Annotated in this window: 21 protein-coding genes; 8 read left to right on the plus strand and 13 right to left on the minus strand. The window is 74.0% G+C overall.

The window, feature by feature from the left end; translation table 11 throughout:
• The 5 genes from ACU610_RS25295 (at position 1) to ACU610_RS25315 (ending at position 2998) form a co-directional block, all read left to right on the plus strand.
• A complete protein-coding gene (locus ACU610_RS25295) occupies positions 1-858 on the plus strand; it encodes a type II secretion system F family protein (protein ID WP_446770441.1) in 858 nt (285 codons plus the stop codon).
• Positions 855-1796, plus strand: a complete 942-nt coding sequence (locus tag ACU610_RS25300; protein WP_446770442.1) for a type II secretion system F family protein — start codon at positions 855-857, stop codon at positions 1794-1796. Before ACU610_RS25295 ends, ACU610_RS25300 begins: the two co-directional genes overlap by 4 nt.
• 29 nt (positions 1797-1825) lie before the next feature.
• Positions 1826-2032, plus strand: a complete 207-nt coding sequence (locus ACU610_RS25305) for a hypothetical protein (RefSeq protein WP_100501070.1) — start codon at positions 1826-1828, stop codon at positions 2030-2032.
• Positions 2033-2183: 151 nt separating this feature from the next.
• Positions 2184-2534 (plus strand): TadE/TadG family type IV pilus assembly protein, encoded by a 351-nt coding sequence (locus ACU610_RS25310; RefSeq protein WP_446770443.1) that lies wholly within the window; start codon positions 2184-2186, stop codon positions 2532-2534.
• The gene (locus ACU610_RS25315) at positions 2531-2998 is read left to right on the plus strand and encodes a hypothetical protein (protein WP_446770444.1); all 468 of its coding nucleotides are present in this window, start codon (positions 2531-2533) and stop codon (positions 2996-2998) included. The genes ACU610_RS25310 and ACU610_RS25315 overlap by 4 nt, the downstream gene beginning before the upstream one ends.
• Before the next feature lie 200 nt (positions 2999-3198).
• Here the strand turns inward: ACU610_RS25315 and ACU610_RS25320 are convergent, their stop codons facing one another.
• On the minus strand, positions 3199-3978 hold the full coding sequence (locus ACU610_RS25320; protein ID WP_446770445.1) for an N-acetylmuramoyl-L-alanine amidase: 780 nt from the start codon (positions 3976-3978) through the stop codon (positions 3199-3201).
• Between the two features lie 721 nt (positions 3979-4699).
• On the opposite strand from ACU610_RS25320, the gene ACU610_RS25325 reads away from it, so the two are divergent.
• Positions 4700-5518 (plus strand): polysaccharide deacetylase family protein, encoded by an 819-nt coding sequence (locus ACU610_RS25325; protein ID WP_446770446.1) that lies wholly within the window; start codon positions 4700-4702, stop codon positions 5516-5518.
• A gap of 198 nt (positions 5519-5716) precedes the next feature.
• On the opposite strand, the gene ACU610_RS25330 is transcribed toward ACU610_RS25325, so the two are convergent.
• The 12 genes from ACU610_RS25330 to ACU610_RS25385 form a co-directional block, all read right to left on the minus strand.
• On the minus strand, positions 5717-6193 hold the full coding sequence (locus tag ACU610_RS25330; protein ID WP_446770447.1) for a hypothetical protein: 477 nt from the start codon (positions 6191-6193) through the stop codon (positions 5717-5719).
• Between the two features lie 159 nt (positions 6194-6352).
• Complete coding sequence (locus tag ACU610_RS25335) at positions 6353-7279, minus strand: hypothetical protein (protein WP_446770448.1); 927 nt, start codon at positions 7277-7279, stop codon at positions 6353-6355.
• 1 nt (position 7280) lies between these two features.
• Entirely contained in the window at positions 7281-8240 is a 960-nt protein-coding gene (locus ACU610_RS25340) for a trypsin-like serine peptidase (protein ID WP_446770449.1), read from the minus strand.
• 12 nt (positions 8241-8252) lie between these two features.
• A complete protein-coding gene (locus ACU610_RS25345; RefSeq protein ID WP_446770450.1) occupies positions 8253-10154 on the minus strand; it encodes a peroxidase family protein in 1902 nt (633 codons plus the stop codon).
• Positions 10155-10389: 235 nt separating this feature from the next.
• Positions 10390-11769, minus strand: a complete 1380-nt coding sequence (locus ACU610_RS25350; RefSeq protein WP_446770451.1) for a patatin-like phospholipase family protein — start codon at positions 11767-11769, stop codon at positions 10390-10392.
• Between the two features lie 149 nt (positions 11770-11918).
• Positions 11919-12326, minus strand: coding sequence for a hypothetical protein (locus tag ACU610_RS25355; protein WP_446770452.1), 408 nt, complete (start codon positions 12324-12326; stop codon positions 11919-11921).
• Entirely contained in the window at positions 12323-13783 is a 1461-nt protein-coding gene (locus ACU610_RS25360) for a Dyp-type peroxidase (RefSeq protein ID WP_446770453.1), read from the minus strand. The genes ACU610_RS25355 and ACU610_RS25360 overlap by 4 nt, the downstream gene beginning before the upstream one ends.
• Positions 13784-13818: 35 nt before the next feature.
• Complete coding sequence (locus ACU610_RS25365) at positions 13819-15084, minus strand: hypothetical protein (RefSeq protein ID WP_446770454.1); 1266 nt, start codon at positions 15082-15084, stop codon at positions 13819-13821.
• Positions 15085-15096: 12 nt separating this feature from the next.
• The gene (locus ACU610_RS25370; RefSeq protein WP_446770455.1) at positions 15097-16362 is read right to left on the minus strand and encodes a catalase family protein; all 1266 of its coding nucleotides are present in this window, start codon (positions 16360-16362) and stop codon (positions 15097-15099) included.
• 103 nt (positions 16363-16465) lie between these two features.
• On the minus strand, positions 16466-16930 hold the full coding sequence (locus ACU610_RS25375; RefSeq protein ID WP_446770456.1) for a hypothetical protein: 465 nt from the start codon (positions 16928-16930) through the stop codon (positions 16466-16468).
• A 945-nt stretch (positions 16931-17875) separates the two neighbouring features.
• Positions 17876-18880: a patatin-like phospholipase family protein gene (locus ACU610_RS25380; RefSeq protein WP_446770457.1), complete on the minus strand. Its 1005-nt coding sequence runs from the start codon at positions 18878-18880 to the stop codon at positions 17876-17878.
• 34 nt (positions 18881-18914) lie between these two features.
• On the minus strand, positions 18915-19151 hold the full coding sequence (locus tag ACU610_RS25385) for a hypothetical protein (RefSeq protein ID WP_446770458.1): 237 nt from the start codon (positions 19149-19151) through the stop codon (positions 18915-18917).
• A gap of 51 nt (positions 19152-19202) precedes the next feature.
• On the opposite strand from ACU610_RS25385, the gene cutA reads away from it, so the two are divergent.
• Both cutA and ACU610_RS25395 read left to right on the plus strand, forming a co-directional pair.
• The gene (gene cutA, locus ACU610_RS25390) at positions 19203-19556 is read left to right on the plus strand and encodes a divalent-cation tolerance protein CutA (RefSeq protein ID WP_446770459.1); all 354 of its coding nucleotides are present in this window, start codon (positions 19203-19205) and stop codon (positions 19554-19556) included.
• Positions 19553-21394 carry a putative bifunctional diguanylate cyclase/phosphodiesterase gene (locus tag ACU610_RS25395; RefSeq protein ID WP_446770460.1) on the plus strand — a complete coding sequence of 614 codons (1842 nt, stop codon included), beginning with the start codon at positions 19553-19555 and terminating at the stop codon, positions 21392-21394. The genes cutA and ACU610_RS25395 overlap by 4 nt, the downstream gene beginning before the upstream one ends.
• The last annotated feature ends 174 nt before the right edge of the window (positions 21395-21568 follow it).

Below are 21568 nucleotides of genomic sequence, written 5' to 3' on the forward strand. Positions count from 1 at the left end.
GTGACCGGCGCCCTGCTCGGACTGCTGCTCGGCGTCGGCCTGTTGCTGGTCTGGCGCAGCGGCCCGCGTGCCCCGCGGCGCCGGGACCGCACCCGGAAGCCGTCGCGGCGGCAGCAGCAGCTCGCCGCCGCCGGCCTGGCCAGCATCAACGCCGCACAGCTCACCGCCCTGCAGGCCGGGCTGGGTCTGCTCGTCACGGTCGTCGTCCTGCTCACCACCGGCACGGTCACGGTGAGCCTGCTCTTCGGCGCCTTCGCCGCCGCGCTGCCCGTCGTCCAGGTGCGCCGGCTGGCGGTCAAGCGGCGGGCCGACCTGCGGGAGGTGTGGCCCGAGGTCGTCGACAACCTCGCCTCCGCCGTTCGGGCCGGGCTCTCGCTGCCCGAGGCGCTGTCGGCGCTGTCGACCCGCGGCCCGGAGGTGCTGCGCCCGCCGTTCGCGCGCTTCGCTGCCGAGTACCGCTCCAGCGGCCGCTTCGGCGACTGTCTCGACCGGCTCAAGCGCGACCTGGCCGACCCGGTCGGTGACCGGATCGTGGAGACGCTGCGGGTGGCTCGCGAGGTGGGCGGCAGCGACCTCGGCCGCGTGCTGCGCACCCTCGCGTCCTTCCTCCGCGAGGACGCCCGTGCCCGGGCCGAACTGGAGACCCGGCAGGGCTGGGTGGTGCAGGCCGCGCGGCTGGCCGTCGCCGCGCCGTGGGTGGTGCTGCTCCTGCTGGCCACCCAGTCGGCGACGCTGGAGGCCTACGACTCGCCGCTGGGGACGGCGATCCTGCTCGGCGGCGCGGCGGTCTGCCTGGCCTCGTACCGGCTGATGCTGCGGATCGGCCGGCTGCCGCAGGACGTGCGGGTGCTCCAGTGAGCGGGTCGCTCATCGGGATGCTGATCGGGCTGGCCGCAGCGGCGGGTGTGCTGCTCGTGGTCACCTTCGCGCCGCCGTTCCGATCGGTGCGCCTGGTCGACCGGCTGGCCCCCTACGTGCACGACACCCCGCCGCCGTCCCGGTTGCTGGGCACCGCGACCGAGGCCGGCCTGCTGACCGCCGTCCGGCGGCTGCTCGGCCCGGTGGTCGCCGACGGGGCCCGCTTCGTCGACCGGGTGCTCGGCGGCCGCACGGCGGTGCGCCGGCGGCTGGACGCGCTGGGCAGCGACGCCGGGGTGGAGGACTTCCGGGTCGAGCAGGTGGTGTGGGGCGGTCTCGGCCTGCTCGGCGCGGCGCTGCTGGCGACGGCCGGTTCCCTGCTGGCCGGGGACGTCAACGTGCTGTCGGTGGCGCTGCTGTGCGTGGCGGGGCTGGTCGGCGGGGTCCTCGGCCGCGACTGGTGGCTGACCCAGCAGGTGCACCGGCGTGAGGAGCTGCTGCTCGCCGAGTTCCCGGTGGTCGCCGAGCTGCTGGCCCTGGCGGTGACCGCGGGGGAGAGCCCCACCGCGGCGATCGCGCGGGTGACCCGGCTGTCGGGCGGCGAGCTCGCCGGCGAGCTGGGCGCGGCGCTCGGCCGGGCGCGCGCCGGTGTGCCCCTGGCCGCCGCGCTCCAGCAGGTCGCCGACCGCACCTCGCTGGACCCGCTGGCCCGCTTCGTCGACGGGCTGCTCGTGGCGCTCGAGCGCGGCACCCCGCTGGCCGAGGTGCTGCGCGCGCAGGCGGCCGACGTCCGCGAGGCCGGCAAGCGCCGGCTGCTCGAGGCCGGCGGGCGCAAGGAGATCGCGATGATGGTGCCGGTCGTCTTCCTGGTGCTGCCGGTGACCGTCCTGTTCGCGCTCTATCCCGGCTTGATCAGCATCGTCTCGCTGGCGCGATGAGCCCGCGGACACGACAGGAAGGACGGAGCATGCCGTTGTTCACGGGGGTCCTGGCGGCGCTGGCCGCACTCGCCGACCGCCTGCGCGGGGACGACGCCGAGCGGGGCGACGTGCCCGGCTGGGTGATGATCACGGTGATGACGGCGGCACTGGTGCTGGCCATCCTCATCCCGTTCCGCGAGGCGATCGTCGCCGCGGTCACCAACGCCCTGGCGTCCGTCACGACCGGTGGCTGAAGTAAGGACCCTCCTGCCCCCCACCACTCGCAAGCTCATGGCGGGACCCTGCAGGAAGGCCGCTCTCTCCCCGCGACTCGCAGGCTCCCGGCGGGACCCGGCAGAGGGGCCGCCCGGGGACCCGGAGCGGGGTGCGGCGGTCGTCGAGTTCGTGTTCGTGTCCGTGCTGGTCGTCGTGCTGCTGCTGGCGGTGCTGCAGGTGGCGGTCTACGTGCACGTGCGCAACGTGGTGACCGCCAGCGCGCAGGAGGGTGCCCGGTTCGCGGCCAACGCCGACGTGCCCTCATCGGCGGGTGCCGACCGCACGGTGGCGGTCGTGGCGCGGGCGACCTCGCAGCAGACCGCCGACGGGCTGGTGTGCAGTTCGGCGCAGGAGGTCGACGCCAGCGGGTTGACGCTGGTGGTGGTCCGCTGCTCGGGGGCGGTGCCCACGCTGCTGGCCGGACTGGGCTCGCTGCTGCCGCTCGAGGTCACCGGCCGGGCGGTGGAGGAGGCGGCATGAGGTGGCTGCGGGCGCGGCTGGGGATGGTCGCCGGGGAGCGCGGCTCGGCGCTGGTGGAGTTCACGTTCATCGCGATCGTGGTGTTCGTGCCGCTGGTCTACGTCGTGGCCGGCTTCTCGGCGGTGCAGCGCGGGGTGTTCGCCTCCACCGCCGCGGCCCGGGAGGCCGGGCGGGCGATGGGCACCGCCCCGGACCCGGTCACCGGCGCCGCCCGCGCGGAGGCCGCGGCCCGGCTGGCGGTGGCCGACCAGTCGGTCGACGCCACCGACGTCCGCGTCGCCTACGCCCCGGCCGGTGCCGGCTGCGACGCCGCGGGCGGGTATGCGCCGACGCTGGCGCGCGGGGAGGAGTTCTCCGTCTGCGTGACGGTGACGGTGCGGATCCCGCTGCTGCCGGAGTTCGTCGACGCCAACACCGCCACCGGGCAGTTCGTCGTCGAACGCGACCGCTACGTCGACGCCTGATGCCCGCATTGCCGGGGCTCCTCGCGCGTTGCCGGTGCGGCAGCACCGGCAATCCACGAACGACGCCGGCAATGACTCCGCGGATCGTGGGCCGGCGGGACGCAGGGGCTGATCCGCCGGTGTGGGCGGGACCCGTTCACCGACCCCGGGCCGGGGCAGCGGTCCGTTCCGGGACGTCGCTCACGGTCGTGGGTGGAGAGTCAGAGGGGGGTCGGCCTCAGCGCGGTGACTGCGGCGGGGAAGACATCTCGCACCAGTGCGTAGGCGGCATCACCAGGGCACGTGGTGAGAGACATGTCCCGATGTCCGGCGATCGTCGTGGTCGTCACCGTGGTGCCGGCCGGCCAGCGGTTGGACCCCCGGGACACGAAGGTGGTCGTGGCACCCGGCGCGGTGTCGATGGCATAGGTGTCCGCGAGTGCTGCCAGGAGGGCCGTCATGGAAGTCCGGGCTTCCGGGGTCGGAGCCTCCGCCTGGTGGTTGCCGATGAAGCAGCCCAACTGGGCGAACCCCTGGCTGCCGCCGGTTGCGTCGGGCATCACCGGACCGGTCAAGCTGCCGGTGCGGCCCTCCCACACCGTGCCGTACCGATCGACGAGGAAGTTGTAGGCGATGTCCGGCCACTTCTTGTCCGGGCCGGTGTGGTACCGGTAGAAGCCGCGGAGCAGACCAGGCACATCGCCGGGGTCATAGTCGTTCGAGGACGCCGTGTGGTGGACCAGGAGGAAGCGGGTGTCGCCCGGTCGCTCCTGCTGCAACGGACCCGTGGGAGTCAGGCCCTGAGCCCAATCGGCTCGCGGACGCACGTCGACCCCCCTGAAGGGGATCCGGGCATGGGCCTTCGCAGGCGTCACTGCGGTGAGTGGGATCGCCAGAGCTGTCGCAGACAGGCCGACGAGGAAGGTGCGTCGACTCAGGGCCTGTGGCGGCGCAGCGCCGGCGTCTCCGGCCGCCGGTACGCCCTGACGCTGGTTCACCATGTGCACACCTGCTCGGTGGGCGTTGCGTCGGCGAGCACCGTGACGTAGCGACCGCCATGCACGGCGCAGGCGACCGCCCGGGTGGAGCAGGGTCCGAGGGAGACGGTGGAGAACGTGCTCCCGTCCGGGAGAGACCGGCGCAGCGCCTCGCCGGTGTTCCGGAGCGTCTCGTACGTCTCCGCCCGAGTCGCCGGCATTGCACACATCTCCGTCCCGCCCCTTCCTCTCACGAGGTGGGCCGACAAATGCAGCCTTTCTGGGTACCGCTCCTTCCTCGGGCTCAAACCTGTGGAGAGCGAAGCAGCGCCCTGGCGGCACCTGCCCGCGGAGTCCGGAGTCTCGACAGCGACCGCGTCCCGCCCCTTTGTGGCCCGGACCGCCGCAGGTGCCATGGCGCCGCGCGCCGACCCCGCTGGCGTACTTCCGCAACGGCTTCTCGACGATGGCGCCGCTCACCGTCCCTTCCGGCCAGCACCGGGGGCACGCTGCTGGAGCCCGCGGTGCGGTTCCAGCGGGACGCCGTACCTCCCGAGGCGCCTGCGCCCGGAGGCCGCTGACCTCCGTCCGTCGTGCCGTTGGTCCTGGATCGGATCCGGGAGGTCGCAGCCGCTTGCCTGCGGTCCGGTTCCCGCGATGTGCTGAACGCCCCGGCACCAGGGAGCAGACGATGACGACTCGAATGAACGAGGATCCCCGGACATCCGGCCGGTCGATGGCAGCAATGGCAGCGACGCACCCAGCCCTGTCAGCGGCCTGCAGTGAGGGGGACAGCGCCGGGCGTGGATCGGAGATCGCTCCGCCGGCTGCGTCGGCCTCGCTGTCCACCGGCACGACCCCGACTCCGGAGCCGACGACCGCTGACCCGCCGGCCGTCCCGGCTCACCTGCGGGGTGAGGACGTCACCGAGATCCCGACCGGGGACCGCGTCGTCGCGCTCTCGTTCGATGCGGGCGCCAATTCGGCGGGGCTGCCGAGCATCCTGGGCACCCTCGCCGACCAGCAGGTGCCGGCGACCTTCTTCCTGACCGGGCAGTGGGTCGACGGCAACCCGGACGGCGTCGCGGAGATCCACGGGGGCGGTCACCGCCTGGGCAACCACTCGATGACCCATCCCCACCTCCCCGCGCTGCCGGACCAGGCGATCCGCGACGAGGTGCAGGGCGCAGAACAGCGGATCCTCGCCGCGGGAGCTGATCCTCGGCCACTGTTCCGCTTCCCGTTCGGGGACCGGGACGAGCGGACCATCGCGGCGGTCAACGACCTCGGGTACGTCGCGGTGCGGTGGACGGTGGACACGCTGGGATGGAAGGGCACGAGCGGCGGTATGGACGCACAGAAGGTGACGGAGCGGGCGGTGAACGCCCTCCGGCCCGGAGAGATCGTGCTGATGCATCTGGGGGCGAACCCGCAGGACGGCTCGACTCTGGATGCCGACGCGCTGCCCGACATGATCGAGCGGATGCGCGCGGCTGACTACGCCTTCGTGACCCTGGACGCGCTGCTCTCCGCGGAGGATCGCCGTCGTCTCGCGGCCGGGTGACCCAGCGACTCCACGGCAGAGGCGCAGCGGACGGCTGGTCGGTCTCTCCAGACGTCCGGGCGCGTCAGAGAGGCACGGACGACTCTCGGCCTGGGACGGTGGTCCGCCGGCCCGATGTGTCGGTCCAGGAGGTGGACTCCGGTTCGCCGTCCACGGGGAGTCGGTGAGCAGGAACGTGGTGCCGTGGGGGATCGGGGCTCAACTGCGGCTTCGGGTGGCACGATCCCCGTTCGCCCTGTCGACGACCAGTGGGTCGGAGCCGGACAGGTCGGCGGCCGGCCGCCGGCGCGCCAAGGGACCGTATCCGGCGGCTGCCAGGCCGAGCAGCGAACCCATCGTTCCGGCGCCGGCCGCCAGAAGCGCTGCAGGCGCCGGGATGTCGCCTCTGACGCCCGCGATGAGCGCGGCGGTCGCGTCGACCGCGTCCACTGCCGCGGCCGTGCCGATCACCTGTCCTCTGGTCGGCTCCGGCGTCAGCAGTGCCGCGACACCGAGGTAGAGGTCGCGTCCGCCGAACAACCGCAGGAAGTACGGAGTGCCCGGGTTCACCTCGGGAGGCATCAGCATCAGCCGGCTGGTGAATCCGGGACATGCGATCGACAGCGGGCCCAGTACGAACCGAGCGGTCAGGATGAGTGCGGCCGCTGTTCGCCGATCGATCCGGATCATCTCCATCCGCCTCCATGCGCACCACCGGGTGAGCGCCTCGTCTCGGTTGGTCGAGTCGTGCCTCTTCTGACCGGAAGCGGCGCGAGGGCCGCGGGAGCTCGGTCCGCGGTCCCGGAGGGAGCAGGCCTGCCGTGGTCTGGCTGCGGCAGGCAGGGGACGGCTGCGTCAGTGGGAGCGGGTCGCCGCGATCCCGATGGGTCCGGCGACCTGTGCATGCGCCAGATAGCGCGCGATCGCGTGCGGATCGGTGTCGTTCTCCACCTCGAGGTCGGTGAGCGGCGCCCCCCAGGACTTCTCCAGGGGGTGTCCCAGGGCGACCACGTCGTTGACGTCGTAGGCGGTCAGCCACTCGACCCCGGGGTGCCTGTGGCCCGGGTCCATGAGGTTCCTCTGCACCGCCTCGAGGCCCAGCGGTGACCCCATCGTCACCCACAGGGTGGTCCGCTCGCGCACGTCGTCGTCGTGCAGCAGGTCCCGGGCCACCACCGTGCCCAGGCTGTGCGAGACGAGCAGCAGCGGCCCCTCCGGGGGGACGGCCTCCCGGACCACCTTCAGGACCTCGTCCCGGCCGTCGCTGAGGTAGATGGCGACGTCGCGCAGGTGCGCGGTGATCACCAGCTGGTCAACCCGCGACCGCTTGGCGAGCGAGACCAGCAGCTCTCGCGCCGGGCCCCAGGAGAGGATCCGGTCGCGCAGGCCCTCCTCGTGCAGCCGCCCCCCACCCCCCGTCCGCTCGACCGGCGGTGGTGGCTCGTCGGGGTCGGGGACCGCCATCCCGGCGGCCCGGGCCATGTCGACGAGCAGCTCACGCTCGAGCGCGCCGGTGTGGGGTGGAGTGGCCGGGGAGAACGGCCCCGGTGCGTCCGTCGTCCGCGTCGACTCCAGCCTGAGGGCCTTGCCCGCCGACGCCGCGGTGACCTGGTACAGGACGTTGCCGTAGAACGGCAGGACCACGCGGTCGGCGGGCAGCGGGTCGGCGCCGGCCGCGGTGAGCCCGGCGTTCAGGGCCGCCAGCCACTTGCGCAGCAGCTGCTCCGGCTTCTTGAACTCCTGTCCGCGGCCGTGGAGGAAGACCAGCGTGGGTGCGGCCATCTCACTGCTCCTCACCGAGGATCGGGGTCAACAGGCGGCGCTGTTCCGGTGGGACGTCGGCGACGCGGAGGCTGCGGACGATCCGGCTGACCCGGGCCCCCTCGTTGCCGACGTAGGCCACCGCGTCCTGGCCCATGTCGGGTGTCCACCGCTGCCCGTCGCGGGTCAGCTCGAAGCCCCCGTCGTCGGTCGCGGCCACCCCGCCGTGGTGCAGCGCGACCATCTCCCACTGGTCGTTGAAGACCGGCGCGCCCGACGAGCCCTCCCGAGTGTCGCTCTCGTACCGCAGCCAGAGGTCGTCCTCCGCGACCATGCGGTTGAACCGGAGGCTGACCCGCTTGCGCTCGCCCGCGGGGTGGTGGATCACGTTGAGCACCTCGCCGATGACGGCCTTGCCCGTCTGTCCGATGAGCGGGATGGAGCCGTACGTCTCGCCGGGCGGCCGGCCGTCCCGCAGGGCGACCGCGACGAGGGTGTAGTCCAGGTCGGGGTCGGTGACGAAGCAGTCGTCCGGGGCCAGCGGCCACCGGTCCTCCTTGCGCGGTTCGCCGTCCTCGTCGTACTCGTAGGCGAACTCCACGGCCATCCCCGCGGCCTCGTCCGGCGTCCGGACGACGTGGTGGTTGGTCAGCAGGAGGCGGTCGGTGACCAGCGAGCCCGTGCCGATGGGCACGACCGGCTGGCGCCGCGGCGCCTCGACGACCCGACCGACCGCGCGGGACGCGCGGAGCCCGCAGTTGAAGAAGCTCAGCCAGACGGAGTCGTCCTGGTCGACGATGCCCTCCAGTCGCAGGTGCCGTTGCCGCAGCCGGTCCTGGCGCTCCCGGAGGTCCTCGGGTGGGTTGACCAGGCTCAGGTCCCCTCGGTCGATGGCTCTGCGGGCGGCCTCGCGCTGGTCCTCGCTGGCCTCCCACCGCTCCCGGATCCCGCGCAGCCGGTCGTCGACCCCGATCGCCACCATGGCCGTGCCTCCTCAGCTCCGGCCGCCGGGACGCTGCCACGGCAGGAAGGCGTTGGGCACCGAGCGCATCGCCGGTCGCAGTTCCGGGTAGTGCCGCAGGATCACCGAGGCCATGGTGTTGTCCGCCAGCCAGCGCATGCCGGGCACCGTGTACACCGCCGGGGTGAAGTCCTCGGCCAGGAACCGGTCGCTGTTGAGCCGGCGCGACGCCATGAGGATGAAGATCCGGAATGCGGTGTCGCTGAACGCGAACCCCTCGGGCAGGCGCTCGGCGAACAGCCCGACCATGAGGTCGACCTTCTCGACGTCCCCGCCGTAGAGCTGCGACATCTGGCGCGCGAGGTCCGGATCGCCGGTCAGCTCCTCGAAGCCGGCAGGCGCCCGCAGGCGCAGCAGCCGCCGGAACTCGCAGTAGCGGGGGACGCCGAGCTCGCGGTGGCGCAGGATGTCGACGGCGGCGAGGTCCATGACCCTCCCGTCCGGCCGGACGAACTCCTGCAGGAACCTCGGGAAGTTGTGCAGGGTCACCACCCCGGGGTGCTCCGTGCCGAAGGAGTACAGGAGGTCGGCCACCGGCACGGTCTCCAGCAGGGCCAGGGACTGCGGGCCGGCCAGCTCGCGCAGGCTGTAGGGCTCGGCCCGGAACCGCCGGTCGTCCTCGTGCGAACGCAGGTCGAACAGGTCCGGCATGAGCGGGTGCATGCGGTAGACGGCGCTGAACTCCTCGGTCAGGGAGTAGGGGACGCCGTAGTCGCGCGTCGGGGACCCCGGGATGCCGCTGACCAGCTCGCTGTCGCTGAGCCGGCCGAACACCGTGCTGAGGCGCTCCCCGGCCAGGCCCCACCAGTTCGCCCGCAGCGCGGCGACCGTGGTGGGGTGGCTGATGACGGCGGGGGTCCACTCGACGGTGTGGATCTTGGCGGTCAGCGCGGCGACCACGAGCCGGGCGCGCTGGAAGAGCTCCTCGTCACCCCACGTGGGGAACTCGTCGGCCAGCATGTCGCAGACGGCGTTGTGCTCGCGGGTGAAGAGGGTCTGCAGCGGCACCAGGCCGAGCCAGAACCCCGGTTCCTCGAGCGTCGGGTGGTCGCTCCTGGGTGTCGGCAGCATCCCGTTGGCCTCGACGCGCAGCTTGCCGCCCTCGAACGTCCGGGCCTCGCGCTGCTGCTCGGGGGTGACGCCGTAGATCTGCGAGGCGTCCCACCAGTGGGTGCAGGTGTTGACCGACGTCCGCGGTGACGCGGTGTCCGGGCGGGTCGGGTCCTCGGGGGTGCGCATGATCAGCATGGGCCGCTCGGGCCACGGGTCGTCGTCGGCCAGCTCGACTCGCCACGGGTCCTCGGTGGTGCTCTTCCCGTGGCTGAACCAGTCACGGATCATCCACTGCAGCCAGGGGGCGACGAGCGCGTTGACCGACGTGGCGGGGATGAGCTCCTTCCGGGTCATCAGCTGCCGGCTGACCTCGCGGGGGCTGGGCTCGACGACCTCGGCCGGCGCCGGTCGGCCGGCGGCGACGAGGGGGATGTTGCGCCCGAACCGTGAGCCGGCCATCCCCGCGGACGGCACCGCGAGGTCGTTGTAGCTGCCGTCCACCGTCCGCGAGGTCAGGACCTGCGGGTCGAACGGGGCGACGACCGGGGGATGCGTGGTCGGCAGCGCGCCGGTGTCGTGCAGGTTGTGCCGGCGGAGCGCGTCACGGAGGCCGGCGATCACCGCCAGCCCCAGGGGCACGGGCAGCCGGTCCCAGCCGATCACCCGGTCCAGCGCCTGGGCCGCCGCGCGGTAGACCCGCCACGGCAGACCCGGATGGTAGCCGTTCGCGGACGTGGCGGCGGCGGGCTGCGCTGTCGTCCGGGGTGCCCCGTTGCCGGCGGCCCGGCTCCTGGGTGGCTCGGTCGTGGACGCCTTGGTCATGGGTGCCTCCTCGGGGCGTGCGCGGTTGCCGGGTGCGGTGCCGTGCTGTCCCACTGGTCCAGCGGGCCGAACCGAGCCGGCTCCTGGGAGAGCCGGACCGCCGGTTCGCTGATACGGGAGGACGTGTCCCGGTTCGCGGTGCCGGGGCCGCCGGCCTGCGCCGCGCGCCGCGGCCCCGTCGCGGACCCGGTCGAGGACGTCCCCCCGGCGACCGGGGCGGAGGCGAGCGAGGCCCTCACGTGGCACCTCCGGCGCGTGTCGGTGCGCCGCCCCGTGCCGGCCGCGGCTGTGGGACGGGACCCTCGTCCCCGGCGCCGGTGCCGGCGTCCGTGGTGCGCGCGCCGCGAGGCGCCGGGGTCGTCGGTGGCGCCCCGGGCTCGGTGCGCCACGGCACACGCGTGCCCGGGGCGTCCGCGAACATCGCGGTGGCGTGCTCCTGGCCGAGTGCGATCGCCCGGGTGATGAACTCGGGGTCGAAGAGCAGGTAGCTCAGCACGTCCCCGCGGCGGTGCCCGTCCCCGCCGAGGAGCTGGGCCAGCAGCGGGAGGTCGGGCTCCCGCAGGGTGCGCAGCGCGCCCCAGAGCCCCGTGTAGTGCTCTCGGTACACGTCGGCGGCCAGCCGGCTGAGGGTGGCCCGTTCCGGCGGACCGGCGAAGAGGTGCGGCACCACGGACAGCGGCCGCCCGGTGCTGCTGCGTCGGCGACCAGCGGCCACGAGTTCGTTCACCCTGGTCAGCGTCCGCAGGTCCTCGACCATGCGGTCGACGAAGGCGGCATCCAGCAGCATGACGAGCGTGTCGTCGACGTCGGGCCGGTCGTGGTGGGCCTGGGCCGTGCCGGGGTCGACGGCGTAGGTGTCCGGGTGGGTCGCGGCCACCACCACGGCGTCGCAGCCGAGGTCCAGCGCCGGCTTGAGCGGGGCGTTGAGGCGGACCCCGCCGTCGAGGTACCACCCGGTCCGCTCGGGCGGCTCGGTCACCTGGACCGGGGGGAAGACGACGGGGATGGCCGCCGAGGCCCGCACGTGCGAGCTGCCGACCGGGGCGGCGACGTAGTCCAGCGCCCGGTCCTCGTCGGCCGGCGGCAGTGCCGAGCCGGGCGCCAGGTCGGTGAACACGACCGTGCGGCCGGTGCGTCCGGAGGTGGCGACGACGGCCAGCGCCTGGCAGTCCCCGCGTTCCACGTTGGTGCGCAGCTGCCCCCAGTCGACGGCTGTGTCGGCGGTGCGGGACAGCGGCGTGGTGTCCACGAGGCCGGTCAGCCGCACGCCCCCGATGCCCAGCCGCTGCGCGAGCCACGTCCCGGCCGTCCGCGGGGTGGAGGCCAGCAGGGGCCCGAACACGTCGCGCGGCCCGATCCGGCGCCACACCCGGAGGAGCGCCGCGGCCTGCTCGTCGGCCGACAGGTGCGCGCCTGCCGCCAGCAGGGTGGCGTTGATCGCTCCGGCGCTCGTGCCGACGAACACCCGCGGCCGGGCACCGGCCGCGGCCAGCCGCGGGACGATCACGGATAGGGCGCCGGCCTCGTACGCTCCCCGGGCGCCGGCACCGGCGATCACCATCCCCACCCGCTCCGGGGCCGGGTCGCCACGCCGGCCGGGATCCGCCTGGGTCACGTCGCACCTCCACCTGCGACGGGGCCTCGTCGAGCTCCCGAGCCAGCCGGGCGACCCGTCGTCCACGCGACGACGGCGTTCCCGACCTGCGCTCCCATGTGCGCCTCCTGCTGGGTCTGTCTCGTGCCGTCCCCGGGCCGTCCGGTGGGTCAGCGGGTACGGGAGGGGCGGCGGGGTGGGCGGCGGCGCCGAGCGCCCAGGTTGGCCAGCGCCAGCACGAGGTTCACCGCGGAGATGGCGGTGGCCATCGCCCCAGCGCGCCGGGGCAGGTCGCCCCGGCGCCAGGCCAGGAACGCCGAGACCGTGTCGCTGCCGTGGACGACGGGGGCCAGCTGCTCCGCGTGCCACCGCCGGGGAGCGTCGGGGGTCAACAGCTCGGCGCCGATGAGCACGGTCCGGATGCCGAACATCCGCAGCGGGTAGCGCATCCCCGGCTGCGTGGCCGGGTCGATGTCCAGGCGGCGGATGACCAGGCCGGGAGCGAGCAGGCCCGCCGTCCCCATCGTCAGGCGGACGCCCGCGAGCAGCACGCGGGCGAGGTCGGCGCTCGACGTCATCGGGGGTCCCGCCCGTCGGCCGGGGGGCCGTAGGCGAGGTGGTGCAGGGCGCGGATGCCGGGGAGGAAGAAGTAGCCGCCGCCGCGGAGCCGCACGAACCGGGGCAGGTCGAGCAGACGGCGGCGGACGGGGTCGGCCGGCATGGGGAACACGCCGCCGTCCGGGGGGTGGTACCCGGCGATCGGGTCCGGGCTGTCCTGCAGGCCCGCGAACGCCGGGTTGTTCAGCCAGCTGTGCTGCACGAACTCGAACTGGCGGCTGAGGTTGGCGTTCAGGCAGATGAAGTGCAGCCCGCACTCGCCGTCCGACAGGGGGCCGTACTGCCGGCCGCGGCGGATCAGCCGGTGCCGGTCGTTGACCCGGATGGAGGCCTCCGAGCCGGGGCGCGGGTCCAGCGAGTCCCGCGGGTTGGCCCGGCGGACGTGCGCCGCGATCGGGCACCCGAGGCCGGCCGCGTCCCCGTCGCGGGTGTACCGGAAGTCGTTGTCGACCGGCTCGTCCCCGAGGGGGCGGTCGGGACTGACCGTCAAGGACGTGCCGTCGGGCCAGCGTCCGACCATCTTGGCCGCCACCTGCTCGGCCCGCAGCCCCGTCCGTTCCGCCCACCGGTCGACGTGGTCCCGGAAGGCGGCGACGTCGACGGCCAGCGTCCGGACGACGAGGTAGGTGCCGTTGCGGCCGAGGTCCACGCTGCCCGGCGCCTCGGCGCGGGGCGCGGGCGGCAGCACCCGGCGCGGGTCGTCCGCGGCGGGGAGGAGCGGGCGGCTCGTGCGCCGGCCGTACCCGTTCGGGTACCCCAGCAGGAACTCGCCCAGCGCGACGCCGCGCTCGCCCCGGCCGTGCAGGCCGGCCACCGCGGGCTGGGAGATCCCGTCGGCGAACCCGAGGTGGTCGCGGGGGGACAGGGTCGTGGTGGGCAGCGCGACGACCTCCTCGGCCGGGAGCAGTCGCCGCACATCCCTGGCGTGTGCCGTGAGCTCTGTGTCCGTCGCGGCGTAGAGCAGGAGCAGGACGTCGACGCGCGGGTTGTCCGGGCCGCCCCAGGACCAGGTCGAGGGCGCGTGCGTCCCCACGTCGCCGAGGAAGGCGCTGCGGATGGGGTCGGCCATCCCCCCGGCGAACGCCGGCGAGAAGCCGTCCAGCGCCGCCTGGGTCAGCCCCAGTTGGGCGAGGCCGCCGTGGTTGAGGGCGACGTTGAGGGCCCGGCTGCTGTGGTCGGCGGCCATGCTGGTCACCAGGGGGAGGAGCTGGGTGAGGAAGGCGCGTCCTGCGGCGCCGTCGTCCACCCGCAGGCCGAGGAACACGGCCTCCGGCAGGCACCGGTAGCCGCTGCCCACCAGCCCCTGGACGTCGGCGTGGTCGACGGCGTGCCCACCGCGGGGAGCGGGGAGGAGGGCGGCCGGCGCCGGGGCGCTGCGGTCGGCCTGGAGAGGCGCCGTGCTGCGGGTCCGTGCCATGTCCGTCGCCTCCGGGTGTGCGGGTGCCGTGGTCGTCAGAGCAGGGCGAGCCACTCGCGGGCCTCCTCGTCGGGCAGGGAGCGCCGGGCCAGCCCCCTGCGGATCGCGGCGTTCGAGCCGACGTTGAGCGCGGTGAGGTCGTCGTAGGCCGACCACCAGACCTGGACGGGCACCTGGTGGTTGCGCAGGTTGTTCTTGAACAGCTCCTCCTCCCGGGCGCCCCGCCAGAGGAGCAGGACGGTCGGGGGGTATCCCGTGCTGTTGCTGAAGATCGCGTTGAGCCCCCAGGCGACCTTGTCGATGAAGTCGTTCATGTAGCTCTCGAGGCTGCCGTCGTAGGTGCTGAGGAAGACCATCCGTTCCGGCGTGAGGTAGACCCACCGGGCGAAGTGGATGGTCGTGACGCCGGCGAGGCTGCCGCGGTTGAACACGTGCCGGACGGCGTAGCTGATGGCGAACAGCACGACTCGGGTCAGCAGGGCCCGGAACGGCCCCGGCTTGAGGAACCCCACGACCGCGAACGGGTTGACCGCCACGCGGTCCTCGGCAGTGCGCAGGCGCGCGACGGCGGCCGGGTCGGGCCGCTGCCGGTCGGGCACGTCCCGCAGCTCGTGCAGGCGCAGGACGACGGCCACGAACGGCAGCGCCACGAGGAGCAGCGGGGTCAGCGGCAGGAGGACGGCGGGGACGGCGACCTTGTGGATGAGCTCGCCGGCCCGCCATGTCAGCGGCGGCCGGCGGGCGGGCACGGTCCCGAACCGCAGCTGCGGGTCGGTGAGGGCGTGCCGGCGCAGGACCGTGTGGACCTGCGCCGGGGTCAGATCGGCGACGTCCTCCCGGTGCTCGTCGAGGTAGGTCTCCAGGGCCTGGCGCAGCCGCGCCTCGGCGACCACCTGGGGCACCCCCCGTCCGACCGTGTTGACGTAGAAGGCCGCCTCGGGGATGCGGTGGGCCTGCAGCCACGCCGTCCGGCTGGCCGGGTCCGGCCGATCGGGGTAGCCGGTGCAGCAGCTGAAGGCCCGGTCCAGGCCCTCGGCCGAGACGTCGGCCAGCGCCCGGATGTGCGCGTCCGCCGAGCCGTCCAGGTCGGCGGTGTAGAGCAGACCCGGGCCGGCAGCGGCTCCGGACGGGCTCTCGGCCGCCTCCACCAGCAGGAGCCGGGCGAAGTGCAGGCCGGCGTGCCGGTCGAACGCCAGGGCTCCCCGGCCCGGTCCGGCCAGGTGGGACAGGGCCTCGACCGCCCGGTCCCGGTGCTCCGGCGGCAGCGGTGCGAGGACCGTGACCGCGGACTGCTGGGGCATGCCGTCCTCCGCTCAGCTCTCGGACGCCGCGCGGTCGGCGACAGCGGGCTGTCGTCGCGGCTCCGGGGTCCGGTCGTCGTCCCCGAAGACCTCGCTGCCGTCGGGTTCGACGTGGGGGACGGCGTTCATCGACTGGCGCAGCCCGGCCAGCTCCTCGTACATCCGGCGCCGCGCCCGGTTGGAGTTCCCGAGGGGCCGGTGCTCCGGCAGGCTGTGCCACGGGTTGTAGCGGAGCACGTCGGCGAAGGCCAGCTGCGCGTCTCCGTCGAAGCGCTGGGCCGGGAGCCGCAGCCGCGCCACCGGGACGTACGGGGAGAGCCGCTCGGGCCACTTCACGGTGGCGTCCTCGATGGGCATGCGGTGCGGGTCGGTCTGGACCTGCACCATGAAGTCCATCTCCCAGTCGCCGTCGGCCAGCGTGCGGACCATGGCGTCGCGCAGGTAGTTCTCCCCGGGGTGGGCGGGGATCCTGGTCCGCGGCTTGCGTCGCGGCTTCAGGGAGTACTGGACGGCACGCCCTTCCCCGAGGAGGAACGGCACGTTGCTGTAGTACTGGACCTCCAGCGGGTTGGCGTGCATGGGGCTGTACAGCAGCTGCATCGCGAGGTGGAGCAGGTGGCGACCCGGGGGGTCCAGCAGGTAGCCGAGGGGGGCCTTGGCCCGCACCCACCTCTGCATCCGTGAGTTCTCCCGGATGTCCGGCGTCACGAAGCTCGCCGGTGAGACGAGGATCAGGTCCTGCGTGTGCTGCTCGTCCGGCATGAGCTTGGGGCCGTCCACGCCCATGACCTTGATCGCCACCGAACACTGGCCCAGGTCCTCGAGGTCGGGTGGCGCGAAGGGGCCGGGACCGGAGAAGCGGACCCACGCCAGATACGTCCGCGGCGTGCGGAACAGCCCGTGCCGCAGGTCCTCGGGCAGGTCCGGCAGGACGGTGAAGTCACCGCGCAGGACCCCGAAGGTCTTGGTGTTCCCGAACCGCTGGGCTCCGCCGGGCAGCCAGTTCTCGCGGGTGAACGCGCTGATCGTGTCGATGACCTCCTGGTTGTACCGCTCCTCGTCCGGCAGCTCCCTCTCCTCGGCGAGGCCCAGGCGCTCGTCCTTGCGCCGCAGCAGGTTCTGCAGACCCTGCAGCAGGGAGAACAGCGGCGGGCGGAGCCACCGGTCGAACTGCGGCCGGTAGAGGAACTCGATGCGCCGCTCCAGGCGCCACGTCCACAGGAACAGGTCGCTCAGCGGACGGAGCACGGAGTACGTGAACGGGCCTTCGGGGTTCATGGTGTGACGTCCGGGACGAGGTGGGACGGGGGTCCAGCGGTCGATCGGCGGGCAGCGCGAGCCGTCGGAGGTCCGTCGGCCGCGATGCCGGCTGCCGGCGGGGCTACTGCTGGCGCAGCGTGAACCAGCCGACCCGGCGCTTCCACAACCAGACGACCCCGAGGTACAGGTCGGGGGCCACGAGCCGGACCTCGTCGCGGACCATGCGCGCCACGATCGACGTCGTCGAGTAGTCGATGAGGACGCACCTCTCGCCGTCGACCCAGCTGCGGTCGTGGGACAGCAGGGCACGGATCGACCGCATCCGCAGCGGTCCGACCAGGTTGTTCAGCGACCGGCCCGAGGCCTCGGTCTCCTTGCCCTGCCAGAACAGCAGGTGGATCAGCCGGGCCAAGGGACCGCAGGCGGGCGTCCCCGGGAACAGCAGCCCCGTCCCGGGCAGGCGTCCGTGCGGGAGGTCCCCCGCAGGGCTGGACCGGAACAGCAGGTCCAGTTCCCGGTTGTCCATGCGTTGCAGGGACCGCTCGTCGAGAGCCTCCTCCCGGAGGACCTCGGTGGATCGCGACATCGCAGGAGCCTCCGGGGGGAGAAGGGACGAGGTGCACGAGCTGGATCTCCGCGCGATCACCGTCCATCGGCGGGATCGCCCTGACGATTGCGAGGGGGGCATCGGACACCGGAGCGTGGATGCCTCCCCGCGGGGAGCAGTGGTCCATGACACCCCCAAGGCGGTCCGTCCGGCGTCGCGACCCAGGCTTCCGTGCCGGCGTCACCGGGGCGTCACCGCTCCGTGATGCGGGAGACCGTCGGCCGCCGTCGGACGAGTCGCCGGTGCGCGCACGAGCTGCCGCCGCCCGGGAACGGCAGCCGTGACGTGGATCGCCCGGTCCCGGCCCTCGACGCCGCAGTGTGACGACCCCCGTCGCGCGGGAGGTGGGCACCTCGGGCGCGAGGGTGACGCGGGACAGCACCACCGCGTGAGCGGGCCCCCTGTTGGGAGGGCCGCTCCCTCGCGCATCGCCGGTCCTGCGGCGGCGTGGGGATCCCTGGGGCCGGCCTGCCGTCACCGGACCGTCCAGTTCGTCGTCGGACGCGGGCGCTGCGTCGACGCTGACGACGTGCACTCGCCGTCCTGGATCAGGAGCGGTCCGTGAGGGACACCAGCTGTGGCCCGATGGGGGGCACAGGGGCGAAGGACCCTGTGGCGATCGGCGCAGACTGGATGACAGCATCTCGCCCTTCTGGCGAGACGGGCACGTCTCGCCACGGGTGAGACATGCCTGGGGGAGACCATGCGAGCGCTTCGGGCCACGGTCGTTGCGGTGGTGGGTGCGGCAGCGGTGCTCTTCGCACCCGGGGTCGCCGCAGCCGACGACGGAATCCGGGACTGCGACCCGCCGTGGTTCTGGTGGATCCCACTGCCCTGCCTCACCGAGTAGCGCCGGACCGGTCGGGGCGGGCCTCCGGGGTCACGTTCCGCGACCGCTGTCCGCCCCGGGCAGTGCCCGGCCGGTCAGCTGGGTGGCACGCCGCGGCACTCGCGGAGGTAGTCGGCCCAGTCCCACCCGGCGAGGAACTCCCGCGCCGCCACGGCACCCGAGGCGACCAGCTGCGCCCGCTCGGCCGGGCCGATGTCGAAGTCGGTCGCTCGGGTGCCGCTGGTGTCGATGGAGACGGCCCGGCGGCGCACGCACGGCTGGGCGAGGTAGGTGCGGTCCCGCCCGTTCACCGTGGTGGCGACCAGGGAGTCCAGCAGGCGTACCGGAGGCGGCAGCAGGCGGCGGTGGGGGAAGACGGAGACCTCCTCGTCGGAGAGGACGTCGCCGACCCCGACACCGAAGGTCGGCCAGCGCGGGGGAGCGGCGTCGGTGCGGTCGAAGATCTCCACCGGGAAGTTCGACAGCACCCCGCCGTCCAGCAGGGTCGACCGCCGTCCGGTGCGCGGGTCGCGCAGCGTGCGCGGGGCGAAGAAGAACGGGATGGCCAGTGACGCCCCCACGGCGTCGGCGACGGGCTGGGCGTCGGGGTCCAGGCCGTAGTCGCGGTAGTCCCAGGGCAGCCGCAGCAGCCGGCCGCGGGTGACGTCGGTCGCCGTCACCACCAGCCGGTAGCGCTGCCACGGCGGCAGCGCCGGGTCGTCGCCGGGGTCCTCGCGGCGCAGGTCGCCGAAGGTGTGCACGCCGAGGTCGGCGAGTTCTCCGCGCACCCACTCGGTGACGTAGCGCCCCGGGTGCAGCCCCGACCGGGCGAGCAGCCCGACCGCCGGGGCGACGACGGGCACCGGCGCCCAGGCGTCGGGCACGCGGTCGTACTCCAGGCGGGACGTCCGCTCGAGCACGCCGTCGGCGTCGAGTCCGGTGGCGAGGAAGGCGGCGAGGACGGCGCCGGCCGAGGAGCCGGCGACCCGCTCGAACCGGTACCGGCGCAGTAGTTCCACGGCGGCGCCCACCAGGGCGATGCCCTTGACCCCACCGCCCTCGAGGACCAGGTCGGCCGGCAGCCGGTCGGGAGGGGGCACGCCCGCACCGTAGGCACGCCCCCTCCGGGTCCGCTCAGCCGCCGCGCCGCACCTCCGCGGCGACCACGCCTCGGAGGGCGAGCACGAGCGCCTGGTCGGAGGAGTCCCCGCGCTCGAGGGCGCTGCGGGCGTCCTCGGGCAGGCTGGCCAGCTCGACGTCGTCGAGCCAGGCCGTGTCGCCGGCCACCCGGCGGCCCACCTTGACGCTGTCGCCCTCGGGGCGGAGGACGTACTCCTCGCTGTCGACCGTGATGGTCATCTCGTCGCTCATGACCCCGCCCTACCCCGAGGACCTGTCACCCCACGCCTGTTGGATGGTCGTGTGGCGGAGGACGTGTGCGAGATCGTGGTCACCGGAAGTGACGCGCAGTGGCTGAGCGGGTACACACGGACACTGGTGGAGGAGAGACTGGTGGCCTGCGGTCACCAGTTCGCCGCGATCCGGTCGGTCTACCGCTGGGAGGGCGCCGTGCACGACGAACCCGAGGCGCGCGTCGCCCTGCACACCCGCCGGTCGCTGGTGCCGGAGGTCGTCGCACGCACCGCCGAGCTCCACCCGTACGACGTCCCGTGCGTCATCGCCCTGCCGCTCGTCGGGGGCGACCCCGACTACCTGGGCTGGGTGGTCCGGGAGACGCGGGAGCCACGGAGCGGGGAGGGGGGAGGCACGGCATGAGCGCTGCCCAGCTGGGCACCGTGGACACCGGGACCGACGAGGACCGTTCGGACCCGGCAGGAGAGCGTGTGGGACGACGACCGGAGGAGCCCGAGCTGCCCCTCGACGTCCGCCGGCGGGTCGACGGTCCGGCCCAGCCCGCCGTCGTCGTCGAGGCCGTGCTCGACGCGCTGCCCTCGCCGACCCTGCTGATCGACGCCGGCGGCACCGTGCTGCTGGCCAACACCGCCTGGGAGAAGGCCGCCGACGTCCTCGGCGACGACCGGGTGCGCGTCGGGGTGGACGGCGACTACTTCGCCATGGCCCGCCGGCTCACCAGCGGCGACAGCAGCGCCAGGCTGATCGACCAGTTGCGCGAGCTCTCCCGCGGCGAGCGGCCCTCGGTACAGGCCGACTACGCCCTCGAGCTGCGCGGCGGCACGCACTGGGTGCACGTGCAGGCCTCCCGGGTCGACCAGGCCGGTCAGGTCGTGGTCACCCACACCGACATCACCAACCGGGTCGCCGCCGAGCGCGCCTCGGACTGGCGGGCCCGCCACGACACCCTCACCGAGCTGCCCAACCGCGCCCACCTGCACGAGCTCATCGACACCGAGCTGCAGCAGCACGACCGGGGCCCGGTGTCGGTCCTCTTCCTCGACGTCGACGGCTTCAAGGACGTCAACGACTCCCTGGGCCACGAGGCCGGCGACGACCTGCTGCGCCAGATCGCGCAGCGGCTGACCGGCGTGACCCGCGTCGGCGACACCGTCGGCCGGCTGGGCGGCGACGAGTTCGTCGTCCTGTGCCGCGACTGCGACACGACCGGCGCGGCGGCCCTGGCCGACCGCTGCCGGGCCAGCATCGACCGCCCGTTCGACCTCCGCGGCCGGATCGTGCGGCTGGGCGTCAGCATCGGCATCGCGACCGCGCCGGAGTCCCGGCCGGTCCGGGTGCGCTCCACCGACCTGGTCCGCGACGCCGACCTGGCGATGTACGCGGCGAAGGCGGCCGGCCGCAACCGGGTCCGGCTGTTCACCGCCGACCTGCGGGCCGCCGCCCAGCACAAGGCCACCATCGCCGCCGAGCTGCGGGACGCGATGGACCACGACCAGCTGGTGCTGCACTACCAGCCGGTGCTGCACCTCGCCTCGGGCCGGTGCACCGGCGTCGAGGCGCTGATCCGCTGGCAGCACCCGCGCCGCGGCCTGCTCGCGCCGGCCGACTTCCTGCCGACAGCCGTCCAGCACGACCTGATGACGCCGATCGCCCGCTGGGTGCTGCGCACCGCGACCCGGCAGACCGCGGCGTGGTCGGCGGCCGGGCTGCCCCTGGTCACCTCGGTGAACATCAGCGCCAACCACGTCGCCACCGGCACACTCGTCGCCGACGTCCACGAGGCGCTGGAGGCCTCGGGGCTGCCGCCCGAGCAGCTCGTCGTCGAGCTGGCCGAGCGCTCGTTCGCCGAGGACGTCGAGCGCGCCGCCGCGCAGTTCGCCGAACTGCGCCGCTCCGGCGTCGAGGTCTCGATCGACGACTTCGGCAGCGGCTTCTCCTCGCTGGGCCAGCTGGTCGCGATGCCGACCGGGCTGCTCAAGATCGACCGCAGCCTGGTCGCCTACCCGGAGGGGCGGCGCAGCCAGGCGGCCGCGGCGATCGCCGCGGTCGTCGCGCTGGCCCGGGCCTGTGGCGTGCGCACCCAGGCCGAGGGCGTGGAGACCGCCGAGCAGCTCACGCTGGCCACCGAGCTCGGCTGCACCTTCGCCCAGGGTTTCCACCTGGCCCGGCCGATGCCCGCCGAGGAGCTGACCGGCTGGATCGCCGAGTACGCCGCGCAGCCGGCCGACGCCCTGTTCTGAGGGCGCGGCGTCAGCGGGGCTCGCCGCGGGCGGCCTCCCTGCAGGGGGGAGGACCCCCCCACCTGCCCCCCGCTCGTCGTAGGACCCCGTCCCTCTGACCCCTCGCAGGCTCGGCAGAAGGACCCTCCTGCCTCCCGCCACTCGCAGGCTCGCGGCGGGCCCCTGCAGGAGGGC

The organism is Geodermatophilus sp. URMC 61 (assembly GCF_052931555.1).